The sequence below is a fragment of the Flavobacterium ginsenosidimutans genome (assembly GCF_037478105.1).
Classification (GTDB): domain Bacteria; phylum Bacteroidota; class Bacteroidia; order Flavobacteriales; family Flavobacteriaceae; genus Flavobacterium; species Flavobacterium ginsenosidimutans.
Genome location: NZ_CP147988.1, coordinates 2,806,532 through 2,824,618, shown reverse-complemented (window position 1 = coordinate 2,824,618; position 18,087 = coordinate 2,806,532). Strand labels below are relative to the sequence as shown.

At 31.6% G+C, this 18,087-nt stretch carries 22 protein-coding genes; 9 read left to right on the top strand and 13 right to left on the bottom strand.

The annotated features are described in order from the left end of the window. Positions 1-56: 56 nt before the first annotated feature. Both V6624_RS12465 and V6624_RS12460 read left to right on the top strand, forming a co-directional pair. A complete protein-coding gene (locus V6624_RS12465; RefSeq protein ID WP_111286520.1) occupies positions 57-1,121 on the top strand; it encodes a glycosyltransferase family 9 protein in 1,065 nt (354 codons plus the stop codon). Between the two features lie 19 nt (positions 1,122-1,140). Further along, positions 1,141-1,911: a glycosyltransferase family 2 protein gene (locus tag V6624_RS12460; RefSeq protein ID WP_111286522.1), complete on the top strand. Its 771-nt coding sequence runs from the start codon at positions 1,141-1,143 to the stop codon at positions 1,909-1,911. On the opposite strand, the gene V6624_RS12455 is transcribed toward V6624_RS12460, so the two are convergent. Beyond that, positions 1,892-2,656, bottom strand: coding sequence for a lipopolysaccharide kinase InaA family protein (locus tag V6624_RS12455; protein WP_338838702.1), 765 nt, complete (start codon positions 2,654-2,656; stop codon positions 1,892-1,894). The two genes, V6624_RS12460 and V6624_RS12455, sit on opposite strands and share 20 nt — an antisense overlap. Before the next feature lie 60 nt (positions 2,657-2,716). Here V6624_RS12455 and V6624_RS12450 point away from each other — a divergent pair, with 60 nt between their 5' ends. Both V6624_RS12450 and V6624_RS12445 read left to right on the top strand, forming a co-directional pair. Continuing rightward, positions 2,717-3,673 (top strand): hypothetical protein, encoded by a 957-nt coding sequence (locus V6624_RS12450; RefSeq protein WP_338838701.1) that lies wholly within the window; start codon positions 2,717-2,719, stop codon positions 3,671-3,673. 194 nt (positions 3,674-3,867) lie between these two features. After that, positions 3,868-4,197, top strand: coding sequence for a hypothetical protein (locus tag V6624_RS12445; RefSeq protein WP_338838700.1), 330 nt, complete (start codon positions 3,868-3,870; stop codon positions 4,195-4,197). Between the two features lie 246 nt (positions 4,198-4,443). On the opposite strand, the gene V6624_RS12440 is transcribed toward V6624_RS12445, so the two are convergent. Beyond that, positions 4,444-4,629 (bottom strand): hypothetical protein, encoded by a 186-nt coding sequence (locus V6624_RS12440; protein WP_338838699.1) that lies wholly within the window; start codon positions 4,627-4,629, stop codon positions 4,444-4,446. Positions 4,630-5,162: 533 nt separating this feature from the next. Between V6624_RS12440 and V6624_RS12435 the strand changes: the two genes are divergently transcribed. Beyond that, positions 5,163-5,723, top strand: coding sequence for an L-threonylcarbamoyladenylate synthase (locus tag V6624_RS12435; RefSeq protein WP_338838697.1), 561 nt, complete (start codon positions 5,163-5,165; stop codon positions 5,721-5,723). 65 nt (positions 5,724-5,788) lie between these two features. Here V6624_RS12435 and V6624_RS12430 read toward each other — a convergent pair whose 3' ends face one another. Beyond that, positions 5,789-6,913 (bottom strand): cysteine desulfurase family protein, encoded by a 1,125-nt coding sequence (locus V6624_RS12430; protein ID WP_338838695.1) that lies wholly within the window; start codon positions 6,911-6,913, stop codon positions 5,789-5,791. Between the two features lie 88 nt (positions 6,914-7,001). Between V6624_RS12430 and V6624_RS12425 the strand changes: the two genes are divergently transcribed. Beyond that, the gene (locus V6624_RS12425; RefSeq protein WP_111286531.1) at positions 7,002-7,997 is read left to right on the top strand and encodes a hypothetical protein; all 996 of its coding nucleotides are present in this window, start codon (positions 7,002-7,004) and stop codon (positions 7,995-7,997) included. A gap of 147 nt (positions 7,998-8,144) precedes the next feature. On the opposite strand, the gene V6624_RS12420 is transcribed toward V6624_RS12425, so the two are convergent. After that, on the bottom strand, positions 8,145-8,696 hold the full coding sequence (locus V6624_RS12420) for a Smr/MutS family protein (protein WP_338838691.1): 552 nt from the start codon (positions 8,694-8,696) through the stop codon (positions 8,145-8,147). A gap of 1 nt (position 8,697) precedes the next feature. Then, entirely contained in the window at positions 8,698-8,871 is a 174-nt protein-coding gene (locus V6624_RS12415) for a hypothetical protein (RefSeq protein WP_204251678.1), read from the bottom strand. Positions 8,872-8,978: 107 nt separating this feature from the next. Here V6624_RS12415 and V6624_RS12410 point away from each other — a divergent pair, with 107 nt between their 5' ends. Then, positions 8,979-9,263 (top strand): DUF2752 domain-containing protein, encoded by a 285-nt coding sequence (locus V6624_RS12410; protein ID WP_338838690.1) that lies wholly within the window; start codon positions 8,979-8,981, stop codon positions 9,261-9,263. Between the two features lie 599 nt (positions 9,264-9,862). Here V6624_RS12410 and V6624_RS12405 read toward each other — a convergent pair. Beyond that, a complete protein-coding gene (locus V6624_RS12405) occupies positions 9,863-11,098 on the bottom strand; it encodes an ABC transporter permease (RefSeq protein ID WP_111286899.1) in 1,236 nt (411 codons plus the stop codon). Positions 11,099-11,197: 99 nt separating this feature from the next. After that, positions 11,198-11,692 (bottom strand): YkgJ family cysteine cluster protein, encoded by a 495-nt coding sequence (locus V6624_RS12400; protein ID WP_111286901.1) that lies wholly within the window; start codon positions 11,690-11,692, stop codon positions 11,198-11,200. 72 nt (positions 11,693-11,764) lie between these two features. On the opposite strand from V6624_RS12400, the gene V6624_RS12395 reads away from it, so the two are divergent. Together V6624_RS12395 and V6624_RS12390 are read left to right on the top strand one after the other, a co-directional pair. Continuing rightward, a complete protein-coding gene (locus tag V6624_RS12395; RefSeq protein WP_338838689.1) occupies positions 11,765-12,472 on the top strand; it encodes a class I SAM-dependent methyltransferase in 708 nt (235 codons plus the stop codon). Between the two features lie 20 nt (positions 12,473-12,492). After that, entirely contained in the window at positions 12,493-13,038 is a 546-nt protein-coding gene (locus tag V6624_RS12390) for a YfiT family bacillithiol transferase (RefSeq protein ID WP_111286905.1), read from the top strand. A gap of 75 nt (positions 13,039-13,113) precedes the next feature. Here V6624_RS12390 and V6624_RS12385 read toward each other — a convergent pair whose 3' ends face one another. The 6 genes from V6624_RS12385 to V6624_RS12360 form a co-directional block, all read right to left on the bottom strand. Beyond that, the gene (locus V6624_RS12385; RefSeq protein WP_111286907.1) at positions 13,114-13,746 is read right to left on the bottom strand and encodes a 7-carboxy-7-deazaguanine synthase QueE; all 633 of its coding nucleotides are present in this window, start codon (positions 13,744-13,746) and stop codon (positions 13,114-13,116) included. A 100-nt stretch (positions 13,747-13,846) separates the two neighbouring features. Continuing rightward, a complete protein-coding gene (locus V6624_RS12380; RefSeq protein ID WP_338838688.1) occupies positions 13,847-15,514 on the bottom strand; it encodes a tetratricopeptide repeat protein in 1,668 nt (555 codons plus the stop codon). 18 nt (positions 15,515-15,532) lie between these two features. Then, a complete protein-coding gene (locus V6624_RS12375; protein WP_338838687.1) occupies positions 15,533-16,456 on the bottom strand; it encodes a substrate-binding domain-containing protein in 924 nt (307 codons plus the stop codon). A 2-nt stretch (positions 16,457-16,458) separates the two neighbouring features. Beyond that, positions 16,459-16,689 (bottom strand): hypothetical protein, encoded by a 231-nt coding sequence (locus V6624_RS12370; protein ID WP_111286913.1) that lies wholly within the window; start codon positions 16,687-16,689, stop codon positions 16,459-16,461. Beyond that, on the bottom strand, positions 16,689-17,489 hold the full coding sequence (locus V6624_RS12365) for an energy transducer TonB (RefSeq protein ID WP_111286915.1): 801 nt from the start codon (positions 17,487-17,489) through the stop codon (positions 16,689-16,691). Before V6624_RS12365 ends, V6624_RS12370 begins: the two co-directional genes overlap by 1 nt. A 30-nt stretch (positions 17,490-17,519) precedes the next feature. Continuing rightward, a complete protein-coding gene (locus V6624_RS12360) occupies positions 17,520-18,086 on the bottom strand; it encodes an ExbD/TolR family protein (protein WP_111286917.1) in 567 nt (188 codons plus the stop codon). Between the last annotated feature and the right edge of the window lies 1 nt (position 18,087).

Below are 18,087 nucleotides of genomic sequence, written 5' to 3'. Positions count from 1 at the left end.
TTGTGCACTTCATAAAATAGTTTGTATTTTAGCCTTTTAATTGAACAAAAATACACATGAGAATATTAGTCATTCAGCAAAAAAGAATTGGAGACGTCTTAACGAGTACAATTATTTGTAACAATCTTAAAGCCAAGTTTCCTGACTCTACAATTGACTATATGTGTTACCCTAATTCTGTAGATGTTCTTATAGAAAACCCGAATATTAATAACATTATTCCGGTGACTAATAAAATCAGAAAATCGACTTTTGGGTTTATTAAATTCATTTTTGAGATTCGAAGAAAAAAATATGACGCTGTAATAGATGTCTACAGCAAATTAGGAACTAACTTAATTACGTTTTTTTCTGGAGCAAAATATAAAGTTTCGTACCATAAATGGTATTCTAACATCTTTTACAATTACAGCTACGAGCGTTTTGATGCTATAAAATCAGAATACGGTTTGGCAATTGAAAACAGATTATTGCTTCTGAAGCCTTTTTTCTCTGAAAAAATAACCAATGTAAAACCGAAAATCTTTTTAAAAGAATCTGAGATTGCCGAAGCAAAAAATCTCTTGAATAGCTATAATATCGATCCTGAAAAGCCATTAATTATGTTTGGTATTTTAGGAAGTGAGCACTATAAAACGTATCCGCTTGAAGGAATGGCGAAAATTATTGATTTCACAGTAGCCAAAACAAACGCTACTATTCTCTTTAATTACATTCCAAACCAGAAAGAGCAAGCTTTGGAGGTTTATAATCATTGTTCTGAAGAAACTAAAAAACATATCATTTTTGATTTATATGCTACCGATTTACGTCAGTTTTTAGCAATACTTTCTCAATGTGAGATGTTGATAGGAAACGAAGGCGGCGCTGTAAATATGGCAAAAGCACTTGAAATTCCAACATTTTCAATCTTTACTCCTTCTGTTAGAAAAGAAACATGGCAGTTGTTTGAAAATGAGGCTAAAAACGCTTCAATTCACCTAAAAGACTTAAAACCTGAAATTTACGAAAAGCATACAGAACAATATATCAAAGAACATACTTTTGAATATTATGCAGAATATCCGTTAGAACTTATGCTCGAAAAATTAGAAGCTTATTTTCAAGAGTATAAAAACTGAAAAAGCAAAAGCATCGTCAATGAATAACGAAAAGCAAAAATTATCTGTTCTGATTATTACGCTTAACGAAGAACAGCATATACAATCCCTTCTTGAAGATATTGATTTTGCTGATGAAATTATTGTTGTAGATTCTTATAGCACCGATAAAACGGTAAGCATTGTGGAGTCTTTTAAAAACGTAAAATTAATTCAGAATCATTTCGTTGATTACACTTCTCAACGAAATTTTGCTTTGGATCAAGCTAAAAACTCATGGATTCTATTTGTTGATGCAGATGAAAGATTAACTCCAGAATTAAAATCTGAAATTGTTACTGCTATTAATACTGAAAATAAAGCAAGTGCTTATTTTATCTACCGTATTTTTATGTTCAAAAAAAGCAGACTGCATTTCAGCGGGTGGCAAACTGATAAAATTTTTAGGCTTTTTAATAAATCAAAGTGCCGATATAATGAAGAAAGAAAGGTTCATGAAAAACTAATTGTAAATGGCTCTATTTCTACTTTAAAAAACAAAATCATACATTATTCTTATTCTTCGTACGAAGATTATAAATCAAAAATGTATAATTATGGAATTCTTAAGGCCAATGAAAAATTCAAACGAGGAGTAAAACCTTATTTTTTATTGCTTTTACTCCACCCTTTGTATACTTTCTTGTACCAGTTTATAATCCGTTTTGGTTTTTTGGACGGAAGCAAAGGCGCAATAATATGCTATTTAAATGCATACAGCGTTTTTATTCGCTATAAAGAATTGAGAAGAATTACTTCTTCCAGAATTTAAGTTTCTTTTTCAGGCGTTTTTTTCTGTAAAATTTCTCTTGAAAATCCGAAGTATATTTCCACAAAGTATCAAAAATCTTCTCTTCAGATTCTCCATAAAATTTAGCATATTCGTTACTCATTACAGCCACCATATCCTTTAGCGGAGTTAGTCTGCATAAGTTTTTCATACGCATTTCAAAAGACATTGAATCATGAAATTCCATTCTATTCAAATCTACCAGAAAGAAATCATAATTTCCGCTGGCATTCTTTTTTATTAAGGTATTTCCAGGCGAATGATCCAAAAATTCAATTCCCTTTTCGTGAAGATTAAAACTAAATTTAGTAAACTGCCTTAAAATATTCTCGCGGTCTGGAAAATCAGGTATTTCTACAAGTTCTCTATAAGTAAGATCACATTCTAACTGTTCGCTTACATAAAAACTTTTCTCTAAACCAATTATCGACGAAAATTCGGCAAAAGCTATAGGTTCTGGAGTTCCAACGCCTAGTTCCAACAATTTATTAGCAAACTCAAAAGAACGTTTTGCTTTTGATTTTCTGAAGTATTTATAAGCGATTTTATTGATAAAGTGCGGAACTTTAAACGATTTTATGTTTATTTTTTTATCGTCTAAATCAAAAAGTTTTATCTGATTGCGCTGGCCAATTACAAAGTCCTCTCCTTTTGTATTGAAAAAACGAATGTATTCAAGAAGAATATTTTCAAATTTTTCATATCCGCGATTTAATCTTAAAATCATAAAAATTGTTTCAGCAAATTTAGCTAGTTTTACCAACTAATAAAAACTATTTCGAAGATAATGCATATTACTCTTATAAGTTTAGACAACTGGGGGCTCAACAAACATATAGCTACTGACTTAGAAAAACAAGGGCACACTGTTCGCCACATTGATTTTAATACTTTCAAATATAAATATCCTTCTATATTCCATAAAGTATACAATGTTGTATTAAAAGCGTTCTTTAAAACAAACTTAAAACATCAGCATTACGGAAAAGAAATCATCAAGGAACTAAAGAAAAATGACCAGATTCAAGATGTGATTTTAACTATAAAAGGAGATTTTATTACTCCTAAAAGCATTTTAGAATTTAAAAATTACACTAAAAAATCGATCGGATTTTTTAATGATAACATCTATCGTTGTCCAAAAATCAAACGAGTTTTGCATTGTTTTGATGAAGTTTTTTCGTTCGAAAAAGAAGACTGCGCAGAATACAATTTAAAATTTGCATCAAATTGGATTTACAACTCAGAAAATGCAGTAAATACAGATCAATTTGAATACGATGTTTTCAATATCAGCTCAATTGATAAAAGGCTTCCAATTTTAAAAAAAATTGCTTCTAATTTAGCTTCGCAGCATTCAAAATTTAAATTCATTGTTTACGATAAAAAACAAAAAGACAATGATGAAAACATTACATACATAAGAAGTCATATGCCTTTGAGTGAAGTGAATGATTACATTAATCGCTCAAAAGTACTTTTAGATATTAACCGACTGGGCCAGAGCGGACTTACTTTTAGAGTTTTTGAAAGTTTGGGCTTAGAAAAAAAGCTTATAACCACAAATGCGGACATTAAAAACTACGATTTTTACAACCCAAATAACATTTTAGTTATTGACGAAAAAAATCCAATTATACCTGTAGCTTTTTTCGAAAATAAATATGAAAATATTCCAGACTCCATTTACAATAAGTACACTTTAAAAGGCTGGACTGAGAATGTTATTTTCAAAAATAATTAGTTAGAGCCTTAAAACCCAAAGGATAATTTTTTGTTATTCATTTTTAAACAAATTGTTAGTCAATCTTGTAGGTATTTAATTCTTATTTAAGATATTTTTAACCTTAAAATTTTTGCATGTAGTACTTGTTTAGTACTTTTGCGCAAATTTGGAATTTGTAAAAAATATCTCAACAAAAAATTATTTCCTCAAAAATGACATTAAATTTCTGCGTTTATTTAATACCTATATTATTTGTTCTCATTATTTCTGTATTATTTACAAATAAGTTAGTAAAGATAGAAGTGCTCGACGTACGCTATCCTGAAATTGATGGTTTAAGAGGTTATTTGGCTTTTTTTGTTTTCCTACATCATAGTTATATTTGGAGAATTTTCCTTAAAGATGGTGAATGGAAAGAACCCGAATCTAATTTGTTTAATCACTTTGGGCAAACGACTGTTGCTTTCTTCTTTGTTATTACCGCTTTTTTATTCACTCTAAAATTGATCAATAGTAAAAGTAAAAACAAAGAAATAAACTAGACAGCTTATATCAAGGCTCGTTGGTACAGGCTTTTCCCGATGTATCTTTTTTCTGTTTCTATTATTTTTATAATTGCAGGTTATTTAACAGATTTCAAATCTAAAATTACCTTTTTCTGAAAATGCAGAAGCTACACTTTCATGGATATTTTTCAATGTAAAAAAAGGATTAAATATCAACGGCTTAGAAGATAGCTTCTTATTAAACGCTGGTATAACTTGGACATTACCGTATGAATGGGTCTTCTATCTTTTACTCCCTCTAATTACATTATTTTTTAAGATCAAAGTAAATCTGAAAACGTTACTGATTTTTAGTTCAATTGCCGCTGTTGTAATGATGATAAATGGATCCTCATTAAGACATTTTTCGCCTTTTATTGGCGGAATTATTAGCGCATTGGTAGTTAGCAGTAAAAAATTTGAAAACATTTTAAAACAAAAAAAAATATACTTTCTTAGCTATTTTACTATTAGCTTGCTCTATATATTTTTTCAATAGCGGAAGAAAACCCATTCCTGTCATTATCACGTCAATTGTATTTATAATGATTGCTTCTGGAAATAGTTTTTTTGGACTTTTGTCAAACACTTTTTCTCGCAAATTTGGACAAATAACCTATAGTATATATTTATTGCATGGAACATTATTGTTTGTTGTCTTTTATTTTTTTATCGGATTTGAAAAGGCTAAAAATTTAACCGATTTTGAATTTTGGTCAATTATTACTTTATCCGTTTTTCCGTTAATTTTTATTAGTCAATTAACATTCAAATACATCGAACGCCCTTTAATGGAATTAGCAAAGACAAAATTTGAATCTTCTCCAATAAAATCATAAGTAGTTTGCGATTAGAAAGTCTTCTCAAAAACTAAAAACTCTGCCATTTTTAAAAACTCTAAAAAGCTTTTACAAGTAAAATTTATAACTTTGTAATCTTAATTGAGTATATATAATTGTAAAATGAACGAGGAAATCATCAACGCATACGAAGTAATAAAAGAAGGCGGTATAATTTTATATCCAACAGATACTGTTTGGGGAATTGGGTGCGATGCTACAAACCCAGATGCCGTTGCTAAAATTTATAAATTAAAACAGCGTGCAGAAACACAAAGCATGATCGTTTTAATGAATGACGAAAAGATGATTTACAATGTTTTCAAAAACATTCCTGAAGTTGCGTGGCAAATCTGGGATTTATCAGATAAACCAACGACTTTAATTCTTGATGATGCTCGAAACGTTGCCCCAAATATCATTGCTGCTGACAAATCTTTAGGAGTTAGACTGGTAAAAGAGCCTTTTTGCTATAAATTAATGGAAAGAATGAAAAAACCTTTGGTTTCAACTTCTGCAAATATTTCAGGTCAGCCTACTCCAATTGCCTTCAAAGACATTAGTCCAGAAATTATTAATGGGGTTGATTACGTTGTAAAATTAAACCAAGACAAAATAAACGGAAAGTCTTCTACGATAATCAAATTAACAAACGATTCGCAGGTAAAAGTAATCCGTAAATAATGTTGAATTGTCAATGGTTAATTGTGAATTCAATTTAAATCTAAAAAACTTAGAATCTTAGCAACTTAGACAGTTTTCAAACTCTCAATCAACCAATCTATATCTTCTTTGGTATTATAATGACTGAATGATATTCGGAGATTTGGTAATTTTAAATCGGTCTCCGAAAGCATTTCGTTTAAAACGTGTGAAGGTTTTATACTTCCAGATTGGCACGCACTTCCTCTCGAAACCGCAATTCCTTTCATATCTAAACTAAAAAGCAGCATCGAAGTTTTATCTGATGAAAATGGCAGAATAATATTGATGATATTGTAGAAATCATCTTTATTCCCATTAATTCTAAAATCAGGAAAATGAATTTCCATTTGTTCAATCAGATAATTCTTGATTCCTAAAATATACGCTCTTTCTTCATCTAATTTTTCGTAAGAAATAGACAGAGCCTTTGCCATTCCAGCAATTTGATGTACGGCTTCAGTTCCAGCGCGAAGACCTTTTTCTTGTTCGCCTCCAAAAAGTAATGGTTGCAAACCCGAATTTTTTCGAACAAAAGCAAATCCGATCCCTTTTGGTCCATGAAATTTATGCGCGCTTGCTAAAATGAAGTCAATTGGAGTCTTTTGAAGATCGATTTCCGTTTTCCCGATTGACTGAACTGTGTCTGAATGAAACAATGCATTATATTGCTTGCAAATCAAACTAACACGATCCAGATCTAAAATAGTTCCCGTTTCGTTATTAACATGCATTAAGCTGACTAATGTTTTCTTTTCATCAGACAATAAATTAGATAAATGCGTTAGATTTAAGCTTCCATCAGCATTTACATTTACATAATCGACCTGAATATTATATTCCTCTTTAAGCGCCCAAACCGTATGTAAAACAGCATGGTGCTCGATTTTTGAAGTAATAATTCTTTCTACTTTTAAATCTTCAACAGCAGAACGCAAAATCCAGTTATCAGCTTCAGTTCCACCAGAAGTAAAAATTATTTCCTGAGCAGTGCAATTTAAATGTTTTGCAATGCTTTTTCTAGAAAGTTCTAAAATCGTTTTACCATTTCGCCCAAAACTATGCGTAGACGAAGGATTTCCATAATCCTCCAGCATAACTTTTGTCATTTCCTGAATTACTTCAGGACGCATTGCTGTTGTTGAGGCATTATCAAGATATACTTTTTTCATCGCTGCAAAGTTACAAAATATCAATTGTGAAAACTTAAACATAATCTGGCATTTTTTTCACTATTTTTGACGCAAATAAATTTTTACGATGAAAAAATACGCTGCCCTTTTATTATTTGCCCTTTTTCTAAATGGATGCGATGATGGGGATTTAACTGTAGACACTATCGATTTTGTAGACGCAGATTCTCAAGCTTGTGATCCGGAAACAAACACTTTAATCTATAAATTAAAAACTCAGGAAGCCCTTTTATTACAAATGCCTGAAGGTAAAATTGTTAATGATCCTGGAACTTATTCTTACCCAATCGATTCAAAAGGTACTGGGTCTTATCGTGTTGTTTATAGAGCTTATGATGGAACTGTAGCAACTGCAAACATTTGCGGTACAATTCCTCCTAGCACGCCAAAAGTAACAGAAGAATGGATTGCAACTGATGGAGTAATTGAGATTACAACTAGTCAAGATGAAAGAGATATTTCAACTAATCCTGATGACGGAAGTAGAATACATGGTTATAATCACACTATTATTTTTAGAAATATAACATTTAATAAACCAGCTGGAGATCAAACAGAAGAAAAATTTGATTTTGGAACCTATACAACTTCGATTACACCAGCCGATTTAACTTTCAAAACCAATCCAAACGGCTCGGCTTATGAGTGCGATGAAGTTAGTAGAGTTTACAACTACAATAACTCATTTTACATATCGATTGATGATATAGATCCTGCTTTAATTGTCAACACACCTACTAACGGCGTGCCACGTACAAGTTTGATAACAGCTACTCAAAATAAAGTATATTATAAAACTGCGAAAGCAGAAACGGGATCGATTACTCCGGCTTTTATTTGTTCAAAAGTACAGCCGGCTTCTCCAGCAATTGAGGAAACATGGACAGGTCAACTTGGTGTAGCAGCTACGAGTGGAATTATTGAAGTAACCACTACTTTAACTGGACAAGTTTATGAGCATACTATTGTTCTTAAAAATGTAATTTTAGAAAAAGATAATAGTCATTTCAGATTAGGAAGCAGTTTTGTTCTAGGGAAAATTGACAGAGTTGCCACTAACTAAAACACATTGATATTTAGAAGAAATCAATAAAAATAATTCTTACAAAAAACGTCTGTTTTTCAAAGCTGATTTTAAACCTAAATCAGATGAAAAACAGACGTTTTTTTATGCTTAAATAAAGCGTTCTAAAACTTCAAAAAAGCGATTTTATTTATTGCTTTGTCTAATATAAACTTCGGTTGCACCAAGTCCGTATTTTTGATAATTGGCATCTTGAAAATCAATTCCGTCGTAACGGCCTAATAAAAAATCAAGTTCTGCTTTTAAAATTCCTTCACCAACACCGTGAATAAAAACGATTTTCGGAATGCGGTTTCTTATCGCAAATTCGATATGCCTTTTTGCCGTTTCGGTCTGTAATGTCAAAATATCATAGTTTGACATTCCGCGTTTATTTGGAACCAATTTTTCGATGTGTAAATCAAATTCTGGAACGCCAAAATCACGTTTATCTTTCTTTTCTTTGACAAAACTTCTCGGTTTTGGCTCTGTTTTCTCTTTTGAAACTTCATCTAAATCAATTCTTTTAATAGAATTCATTAAATTACTGGTTTCTTGAACTTTAATTAATTCGTTGACTAAAAATGTCATCATAAATCCATCCGTAGTTTCAATTAAAACTTCGTTGTTTTTAACCGAAACTACTGTTCCGTTTATGGCTTCATCGAGTACTGAAACCTTATCTCCTTTTGCCAGCATCCTACTCTTCTTTATCGTTATGTTTACTTGGCGTTTTTGCGCTCAACTGCATCATTCCAAACATGAAAACTACAATTGCAATAATCATGATATAGATATTTTTTTCTTCAGAAACCTGCTCATATAACGCAACCGAAATCGCAAGAATCATTATTAAAATTTTAAAAGCTTTCATTAATTCAAAGTTTAAGATTTCAAAAGTATAAAACTTTCATATAGTACTCCTATTCTACTTCAAACGTTTGTCATATTTTTTTAGTAAAATTGCAAAAAAGATTCACCATGAGTTTAGAGAAATATATGATTCCGTGTATGTTCAAAACGATCTTCGGTTTTGACTGTTTAGGATGCGGATTTCAGCGTTCTTTATTCCTACTTTTTCAGGGCGAATTTTTAGCTGCTTTTAAAATGTATCCGGCCATATATTCTTGCCTTTTACTATTTGTTTTTATCGCTTTTCATTTCTTAGATAAATCTCGAAATTATAAAAAGCTTGTTTGGAGAATGGCGATTATAAATCTGTTTTTTATGATTGGCGGATATTATTTCAAACACTTTTATTTTTAGATTTTAGATTTTAGATTTTAGATTTTAGATTTTAGATCCCTCCGATTCTTCTTTCCTGCCGGTATTTCGATGAGCGCCTTTCGCTGTTGCGGGTGCAAAAGTAGAACCTTTTTCCGCTTGCGCAAGCTTTTTATCCGCTTTTTTTGATCTTTTTCTAAACTTTTTCCTAACTCGCTGATAGCGGATTCTTTACAATCCGTATTTTCCTGAAGAATTATAGGTTTTTTCTGTACTGCAATAAAGCTTCTTCATTTTGAGGGCTTTTTTTGGATGGGATTTTGACAGTTTTCTGCTCTTCATGTCTGGTTTTTGAAGAAAAATCAAAGTTCAGGGGTTAAGCTTCTGCCGTTTTTAATCCCGCAATGGCGCCAAGGCGCAAAGTTCTGCCTTCCCTTTCTTCTGGAAACCGATGCCCTAGCCCCGATAGGAGCGGAAATCCTTTTGCTTTTTTCTTTAAAAAGCAAAAGATTGAAGCGGATAGCGGGAAACAGCTCCTTAAAAACCATAATATTCAAATCATACATATTATATATGTACACAAAAAACAAACCCGACAGGCTTTTAAAACCTGTCGGGTTATTTATTGATTAGATTTTGTTTTAATCGAAACGAATCGCTTTTACTGGAGATATTTTCGTTATTATATAAGACGGTATTAATAAAACTAGAAAACAAATGCCTACCGTAAGCAAATTCAACAATAATATATAAATCCAATTTAAATAAACTGGAGCTTGATTTACGTAATAATTTTCAGGATTTAACTGGATCACTCCAAATTGCTGCTGGATCAACAACAATGAAATTCCAATTAGATTTCCCCAAAAAAGTCCGCGAAGGATTAAATAGAAGGCATTATATAAAAATATTTTACGAACTGACCAGTTATTAGCTCCCATAGACTTTAAAATCCCAATCATTTGGGTTCTTTCTAAAATAAGAACTAACAAAGCTACGACCATATTAATTGTAGCCACAAGAATCATAACCGCTAAAATGATTATGATATTAAAATCAAACAGCTGGAGCCAGTCAAAAATGTAACTGTATTTTTCGACAATGGTTTTTGTATCGAGATTTGAAGACGTTTGTTCGTAAACTTTATTTCCTACTTCTTTAATTGTATTAAAATCTTTGACAAAAATCTCAAATGACCCGATTTGGTCTTCGTTCCACTTATTGATTCTTTGAATATGTCGAATATCACCAATAATATATGTGGCATCAAAATCCTGAAATCCTGAATTAAATATTCCAGCAATTTTAAATCGGCGACTGTTTGGAAGCTTTCCTTGTTCTTCCTTTATAAAAAAAGTATTGAATTGATCTCCGACTTTCAAGTTTAGACGATCTGCAAGAAATCTAGAGATAATTACATCTTCATTTAATGCTTTTGTAAAATCAGGCAGTTTACCTTCTACAATATATTCTTTTATATTATTCCAATCGTAATCGGCTCCAACTCCTTTAAATATAATTCCTTCAAATGCATTTTCTGTTCGTATAATTCCTGCTTTACTAGCCACTGCTTGGATATGACTGACTTCTGGAACTGATTTAAAATTTGGATAGAAATCTTGCTTCTTTGAAATTGGAACTGTTGTAACTTCAGAATTATTATTATCATAGTTCGAAATTATAATCTGACCATTAAAAGCAGAAACTTTATCACGAATTTTTTTCTGAAGACCAATTCCTGTTGCCACAGAAACAATCATCATAATCATTCCGATTGCGATCGCAGAAATAGCAATTTTTATAATAGGTGCCGAAATACTGCTTTTATAATCTTTTGCAGTAATAAGTCTTTTGGCTATGAAATATTCTAAATTCAAATTATGAGTTTTCTTTATGTTCTTTAATTATTCCTTTCTCAAAAATACATCTTAAAAAAGGAAATCAAGATATTATTAGAAACAATTACCAGTTTTTAGTTATAGTGGCAGTTTCTTTTTCATTTCTTCTACAATATTAAATGCTGCTGGGCAAATTTCAACATTTTTCAAAGTTAGATTTGAAATCTGATAAAATTTATTTCGGTCTGTATGTGGAAATTCTCTGCAGGCCTTTGGACGAACATCATAAATCATACAATAATTTTCATTATCCAAAAAAGTACACGGAACGCTTTTCAAAACATAATCTTTGTCCTCATCAATTCGAAGATATTGTTCGATAAATTGCTGTGGCTTTTGTCTAAAATGTTTCGAAATTCGTTCAATATCTGCCAATGTAAATAGCGGACCCGTTGTTTTACAGCAATTAGCGCATTTTAAACAGTCAGTTCTTTTAAATTCTGCATTGTGCAAATCCTGCATAATGTAATCTAAATTCTTTGGCTGTTTCTTTTTAAGCTTATCGAAATACTTTTTATTCTCGTTATGCTTATCTTTGGCTAACTTACTTAAGTTATTTAAAATCTGTTTCAAGTTTAAAATTTAAAGTTGATCTGCAAAATTAAACAACTTTGAACTTGAAACCTTAAACTTTACACTAAAACAATGAAAGATCTTTTTGGGAAAGCGATATTTGATTTTTACACCAAAAATTCGCCCGAGGATATTATTACCGAAACTTCAATTTCTGAAGAAGACGAAATGAGCGTTGAATATCTTTTTCGCAATTATAATGAAATGCCAAAAATTGAACAAAAGGCTTTACAATTGGCAAAAGGAAAAATATTAGACGTAGGATGCGGAGCCGGAAGTCATGCTCTTTCCTTGCAAAATGAACGTAGTTTGGATATAACTGCTATTGATATTTCAGAAAAAGCAATCGAAACTTGCCTGCTACGAGGAATAAAAAATGCTAAAGTTGAAAATATTCTAGATTTCGAAGGAGAAAAATTCGATACTATTTTACTTTTAATGAACGGAACTGGTATTTTTGGCCAATTAAAAAACTGCAATACCTATTTAACTAAATTAAAATCGCTTTTAAATCCTGGCGGACAAATTTTAATTGACAGTTCTGATATCATTTATATGTTTGATGAAGATGAAGACGGCGGAAAATGGATTCCGTCTGAAAATGATTATTATGGAGAACTTGTTTTTAATATTAGTTATAAAGGAGAAAAAGAAGAGCCTTTTGATTGGTTGTATTTAGATTACAATACGCTTCAAAATGCAGCAATTTCGAATGGTTTTAATTGCGAACTTGTTCTTGAAGGCGATCATTATGATTATTTAGCGAAACTTTCCATTTAAAACAAACCATAAGAAAACCTATGAAAGAATTAGATTTAGAAAAATTAAAATATCCCATCGGAAAATTTATTGCTCCAGAAAATTATTCAACGGAGTATCTTTCTGAAAGAATTAAAGAAATTGAAGCTCTTCCAGAAAAATTAGCAAAAGAAACAATTCATTTAACTGATGAGCAATTGGACACTCCATATCGTCCAGATGGATGGACCGTTAGACAGGTTATTCACCATTGCGCTGAAAGTCACATGAATTGTTACATCAGAATTAAATGGGCTTTAACAGAAAATAATCCTGTTATTAAAGCTTATGATGAAGTTCTTTGGTCTGAATTAAATGATAATTTAACTATGCCTATTCAACCGACTTTAGATTTACTGAAAGGTCTTCATTTTAGATTAGGTTATATTATGAGAAATTTATCTGAATCTGATTTAGAAAAAACTTTTATTCATCCTTCCGATAATTCAGAAAACAAACTAAAGAAGATTATAGGATCTTACGCTTGGCACGGTAATCATCATTTAGCTCACATTACAACTTTAAAAAATTATAAAAACTGGAAATAATTGATTGTCTATTTTTTATACAGTGTATACTCATAATAGACAAAAAATCTCTTCGCTTGAAGAGATTTTTTTGTTTTATGGAATATTAAGATACTTATGTGTTTGTAATGAAACCCTCCATTTTGGATTATTCATAACATAATCGACAATCAATGGGGTCATTTCTTCTTTTTTGCTCCATTCAGGCTGAAGGAATAAAATTGCATTATCGTTTACTAATTCTGCCTGTTCTTCGGCAAAAATAAAATCGTGTTTGTTGTAAATGATCACTTTTAGTTCGTGAGCATTGTCATAAACCGTTTGTGTAGGTAATTTATTTTTTTTCGGAGAAAGACAAATCCAATCCCAAGTTCCTGATAACGGAAAAGCACCAGAAGTTTCAATATGAACTTTTAAATTTCTTTCTTTTAAACGTTTTGTTAGAAGAGTCATATCCCAAGACAATGGCTCTCCACCAGTTACAACAACTGTGTCAGCGTACTTCGCCGCGTTATCCACAATTAAATCAATACTTGTTGGCGGATGAAGTTCTGCATTCCAGCTTTCTTTAACATCGCACCAATGACATCCTACATCACATCCTCCAATTCTAATAAAATAAGCAGCTCTTCCTGTATGCGAACCTTCCCCTTGAATGGTATAGAATTCTTCCATCAAAGGAAGCATAGCTCCTTTATTTACTTCTAATTGTATTTCTTTTGGTAACATTCTAATATTTTAAGAGTGCAAAGATAGTCAATAATATACATAACAAAAAAAACCGATAGCTTTTGAACTATCGGTTTTTCATTTATTTCAAAAATCTAAATTATTTTAAAGATTTTAAAGATTGTGTAGCATAAGCATTTGCTGGATCCAACACTAAAGTTTTGTTGAAGTACTCGATAGCTTTTGCTTTGTCAGTATTAGCGTAACTAGCAGCTATATTGTTGTAAGCTTCAATAAATTTAGTTTTTACTGCTGGTTTAGCTAACTCATCAGCACCTTTAGCAGTAATTTTAGTTACATAATCTTCGTAGTTTTTAGTCATTGCATCATCTTTCTCTAACAATCTGTTGATTCTTGCTTTGTATAAGTAAGCCTCATCGTAATTTGGAGATGCAACTAAAATTTTATCGAAAGTAGCTTCTGCTTTTGCTAAAGCTGCAGCATCTGGAGCTCCTGTAGATTTATTTACGTTTGCATAATAAACAGAGATACCGTAGTAAACACTGTCATCTAAATAGTTTTTAGATTCTGAGTTGCCAGCTCCAAGTTCAAAAATAGAAGCAGCTTGTAAATATTGTTTTTTACCAAATAAAGCTTTTCCAAAATCAGCTAATTCTTCAACTACTAAAGGCTCCATTTCTACCGCTTTTTTAATATCTGCAAGACCTGCATCAAAAGCAGTTTGCTCTACATTTCCAGCTGCATCAGTTCCTTTTTTAATTTTAGAAAGACCTAAGTATAAATAATCTCTTCCAATTACTTTATTTGATGGAGTTTTGATATAATCTTCGATAGATTTAATAGCTACATCAACATTTCCGTTTTCGTATGCTGCGTAACCTAAATATCTAAAGATTCTAGGATTAACTTTATCTTGAGCAATCATTTTGTTAGCAACAACTTCTAAGTTTTTGTAATCTTTTACTAAAACTAAGAAATCTGCGTGACGCATTTTAGAATCAAGAGAATAATCTGTTAAACTTAAATACTTCTCGTAGTTTGTAATTGCATTTTGTAAATTAACTTTAGAAGTAGAAGGTTTATTTCTAGCCCATTTGTAATATGTTTCAGCAAGTTCTCTGTAAACTGGTCCGTAATTAGCATCTAATGCAATAACTTCATTGAAAGATTTAATAGCTTCATCATACGATTTAGCACCTTTTAATAAAACTCCTAATTGCATTTTAGCTCTTAACAAAGTATTGTCAGCTGTAAAAGCATCACGGTATGCTTTATAAGCATCATTTTGATTGTTTGCTCCGTAGTAAGCATCACCAATAGCCAAAAGAGCTTGAGCATTTTGAGGATCAACTAATAGAGCACGTTTTAAAACATCAGTAGCATTTTTATAATCTGGATTTTCAGAGTTCATGTAAGCTCTAGCGATATAAATAAACTCATTTACATCTTTTTTCTTCATGTCTTTAGTAGCTAAAGCGAAATTTGCTTGAGCTGCCGCTGTATTTTTGGCATCAAGATCTAATTGACCTAAACCAATATAGTTTAAGTTTTTCTTATCAGAAGCTTGTAATCCATTATTGTAATAGATTTTAGCAGAATCTACAACAGATTGATTTAAATAAACGTTTCCTAAAACAAAATTTGCCTCACCATCAGATGGTTTAGATTTGATGATTGATTTAAGCATTGTTTTAGCTTTATCAAATTGCTCTGCATCAATTGCCTTTTTTGCTTGGTTGATATCTTGCGCTTTTGCCGCCGTAGCAGAGGCAACTAGTGCAAGACCTAAAATTTTAAATTTATTCATCTTTTTATCGTAATTAATTTATTCTTTATCTTTTATAATTTCACTTCTAATTTTAAGCTTTCGTCCAGGAGTTTTGTATGGCAATAAACCTGATTTCAAAACTATACGCTGACCGATGTCTCCTGCGATGAATGAAGCAAACCCCATTCCTAGCCCAGAATAGCCTTGACAATTGATAATAAACAAATCACGTGCCAAAGGATATTTCTCTTCTCCCAGGTCGTTTTGTGTAGGACTATAGTATCCAGTACCATTTAATCCCTTTACACTCAAAACATTTATTTTTTTAATCGTTTCTGTCATATCTGGTGTTGGTTGATATAACCAATTTACACCAACAACTCCAATCATTCCATCATTTTCAGAAACAAACTTTATTACTTCATTGTTTGTTTTAAAAGAGAAAACTCCATTCGTTGGAATAGCATTAACCTTTGCTAATTCTTTCATGTAACGTACGGTACTAGAATTAGGATTATCAAAAACTAACCCTTTAATTTTAGGATCTGGCTTACCTTGCATAAAATCGATTACACTTTTCAACGCAATAAGTGTATCATTATTGTTCTTGTTTGAAATAAATGCAATTGCATCTTGAGCGAAAGGTGTTACTCTTGGATTGATTTTACTTTTATCAAAACGAGCTAATTCTTCTTTTGTTAAATTCCGTGTGGTAATTACAACTTTAGCCTTTTGATTTAATAAATCATTAATTACTTCGGCTTCAGATTTTGGTTTAACCGTAATTTTTGCATCATAGTAAGTACCCTCAAAAACTGCAACCTGATCGTCTACGATTTGTTTTACCGTTTCATCGACAGTAATATCAAGTGATCCTTTTAAAATTGTTTCTTTTTCAGTTTCACTTTTGCTTTTTTGGTTGCACATGGCAAACAAAAAGACAAAAACTATCAAACCTAAAGCCTTACTATATTTCAACATAATTATTCTTCTTTTGAATTAATTAATCTTAAAAATCTTATTCCCGAATATACAATTAGTAATCCACCAAAAGCATATCTATATTTTGGTTCCATATTTAATGGTAGTTTTTCCCAAAACATAATCATTAAACCGAGTACAAGATAAATTAAAAAAAACAGTATTCCTAAAACAAGAAGAAATCGCTCTTTGAGCGATTTCTTCTGAATATTATTAAGCATATCTTTTAACATTATTCTGCAGATTGAATAGTAATAGGCAGAGAGTAAAGTACTCTAACTTTTTTACCATTTTGCTCGCCGGGAGTCCATTTTGGACATTTTTTAAGAACACGAATTGCTTCTGCTCCTGTACCGTAACCGATATCTCTTAAAACTTTAATATCTGTTAACGACCCGTCTTTTTCAACTACAAACGTAACGTAAACTTTACCTTTTAAACCTTCTTCTTCTGGAGTTTTGTAATTGTTTCCTACGAATTTGTAGAATTTATCAATTCCTCCTGGGAAATCTGGTTTTACCTCGATACCAGCTGTGTTATAAACGTTGTTATCTTCTTCTACTACTTGAGAAACAGGTCCTGTTCCTACTGGTTCATCTACAGTTAATACTGCATCTGGATCTCCTTTAATAGTTTCGGCTCCAACTTTTTTGTCTTTCAAATCCACAATTTTTGGCGGATCCTCAGTAACTTCCTCAGCTTTCGCTACCACAGGTTTTACGAATTTTACCTGATCCACTTTTGGTGGTGGTGGTGGCGGTGGTGGAGTGTTTGGTTTAATTTCCTCTTTTTTAGGAGGTAATTTAACCGTTGCAATCTTGATATCTTTATTCACATCTTCTTCCGTAGAATCTGGTAAAAAACTTGCAATAAGAGGAGCAGCCACAGCAGCGCTAAAGATAAGTGAACCGATAACAAGTGCTTTCACAGTTGTTTTTCCGTTCGATTTTCTCAGCTCATATGCACCATATATCTTATTACGTCCTTCGAATACGATATCAAGCCACTGATTTTTTATAATATCTAATTTCATATCTCTTGATTTTTAATTTGATAAAAAAGATTATTCAGCTTTTTTATCTATTAATTTCGTTTCCTCTGGTGTAAACTCAGGAACAATCGCGTAAGTTTCAACTCCAGTAATAGCCATCTCGTCTAAGATATCAACCAAATTACGGTAATTTGATTTCTTCGTTGGTTTGATGATTACAATGATTCCGTTTTTAGGTTTCCCTAAAGCTGTAGAATAAGCTAAAACATTTTTCTTTTGTTTTAACAGTTCTTTACGGATACCATCTTTACCATATGCAATATCCTTTGGCCCAACTTTTGGTGTCGCTAATAACCCCATATAGAAAACCATCTTATTATCAGCCCCTAACATTACAGTCATGGTACGATTCTCATCTACCTTCGTGTCCACGTTTGGTTTATTAGGATCCTCATCTTTATTTGGCAATGATAAATCCATCGATTGAGGTTTTGACAACGAAGTAGTTAACATAAAGAATGTGATCAATAAGAATGCCAAATCCACCATTGCCGTTAAATCGACTTTCGAATTCTGCTTCTTGCTTCTTACTTTACCACCTTTACCACCACCGCCGTCGCCGGTATTTAATTCAGCCATT

Bases quoted from the DNA above. Each gene is read 5' to 3' on its own strand.
- V6624_RS12435 (WP_338838697.1), top strand. From the start codon at position 5,163: ATGAACGAGGAAATCATCAACGCATACGAAGTAATAAAAGAAGGCGGT.
- V6624_RS12370 (WP_111286913.1), bottom strand. From the start codon at position 16,689: ATGTTAAAAGATATGCTTAATAATATTCAGAAGAAATCGCTCAAAGAG.
- V6624_RS12425 (WP_111286531.1), top strand. From the start codon at position 7,002: ATGAAAAAATACGCTGCCCTTTTATTATTTGCCCTTTTTCTAAATGGA.
- V6624_RS12460 (WP_111286522.1), top strand. From the start codon at position 1,141: ATGAATAACGAAAAGCAAAAATTATCTGTTCTGATTATTACGCTTAAC.
- V6624_RS12430 (WP_338838695.1), bottom strand. From the start codon at position 6,913: ATGAAAAAAGTATATCTTGATAATGCCTCAACAACAGCAATGCGTCCT.
- V6624_RS12395 (WP_338838689.1), top strand. From the start codon at position 11,765: ATGAAAGATCTTTTTGGGAAAGCGATATTTGATTTTTACACCAAAAAT.
- V6624_RS12450 (WP_338838701.1), top strand. From the start codon at position 2,717: ATGCATATTACTCTTATAAGTTTAGACAACTGGGGGCTCAACAAACAT.
- V6624_RS12420 (WP_338838691.1), bottom strand. From the start codon at position 8,696: ATGCTGGCAAAAGGAGATAAGGTTTCAGTACTCGATGAAGCCATAAAC.
- V6624_RS12390 (WP_111286905.1), top strand. From the start codon at position 12,493: ATGAAAGAATTAGATTTAGAAAAATTAAAATATCCCATCGGAAAATTT.
- V6624_RS12440 (WP_338838699.1), bottom strand. From the start codon at position 4,629: ATGTTTTCAAATTTTTTACTGCTAACTACCAATGCGCTAATAATTCCG.
- V6624_RS12375 (WP_338838687.1), bottom strand. From the start codon at position 16,456: ATGTTGAAATATAGTAAGGCTTTAGGTTTGATAGTTTTTGTCTTTTTG.
- V6624_RS12365 (WP_111286915.1), bottom strand. From the start codon at position 17,489: ATGAAATTAGATATTATAAAAAATCAGTGGCTTGATATCGTATTCGAA.
- V6624_RS12445 (WP_338838700.1), top strand. From the start codon at position 3,868: ATGACATTAAATTTCTGCGTTTATTTAATACCTATATTATTTGTTCTC.
- V6624_RS12410 (WP_338838690.1), top strand. From the start codon at position 8,979: ATGAGTTTAGAGAAATATATGATTCCGTGTATGTTCAAAACGATCTTC.
- V6624_RS12360 (WP_111286917.1), bottom strand. From the start codon at position 18,086: ATGGCTGAATTAAATACCGGCGACGGCGGTGGTGGTAAAGGTGGTAAA.
- V6624_RS12415 (WP_204251678.1), bottom strand. From the start codon at position 8,871: ATGAAAGCTTTTAAAATTTTAATAATGATTCTTGCGATTTCGGTTGCG.
- V6624_RS12385 (WP_111286907.1), bottom strand. From the start codon at position 13,746: ATGTTACCAAAAGAAATACAATTAGAAGTAAATAAAGGAGCTATGCTT.
- V6624_RS12455 (WP_338838702.1), bottom strand. From the start codon at position 2,656: ATGATTTTAAGATTAAATCGCGGATATGAAAAATTTGAAAATATTCTT.
- V6624_RS12465 (WP_111286520.1), top strand. From the start codon at position 57: ATGAGAATATTAGTCATTCAGCAAAAAAGAATTGGAGACGTCTTAACG.
- V6624_RS12380 (WP_338838688.1), bottom strand. From the start codon at position 15,514: ATGAATAAATTTAAAATTTTAGGTCTTGCACTAGTTGCCTCTGCTACG.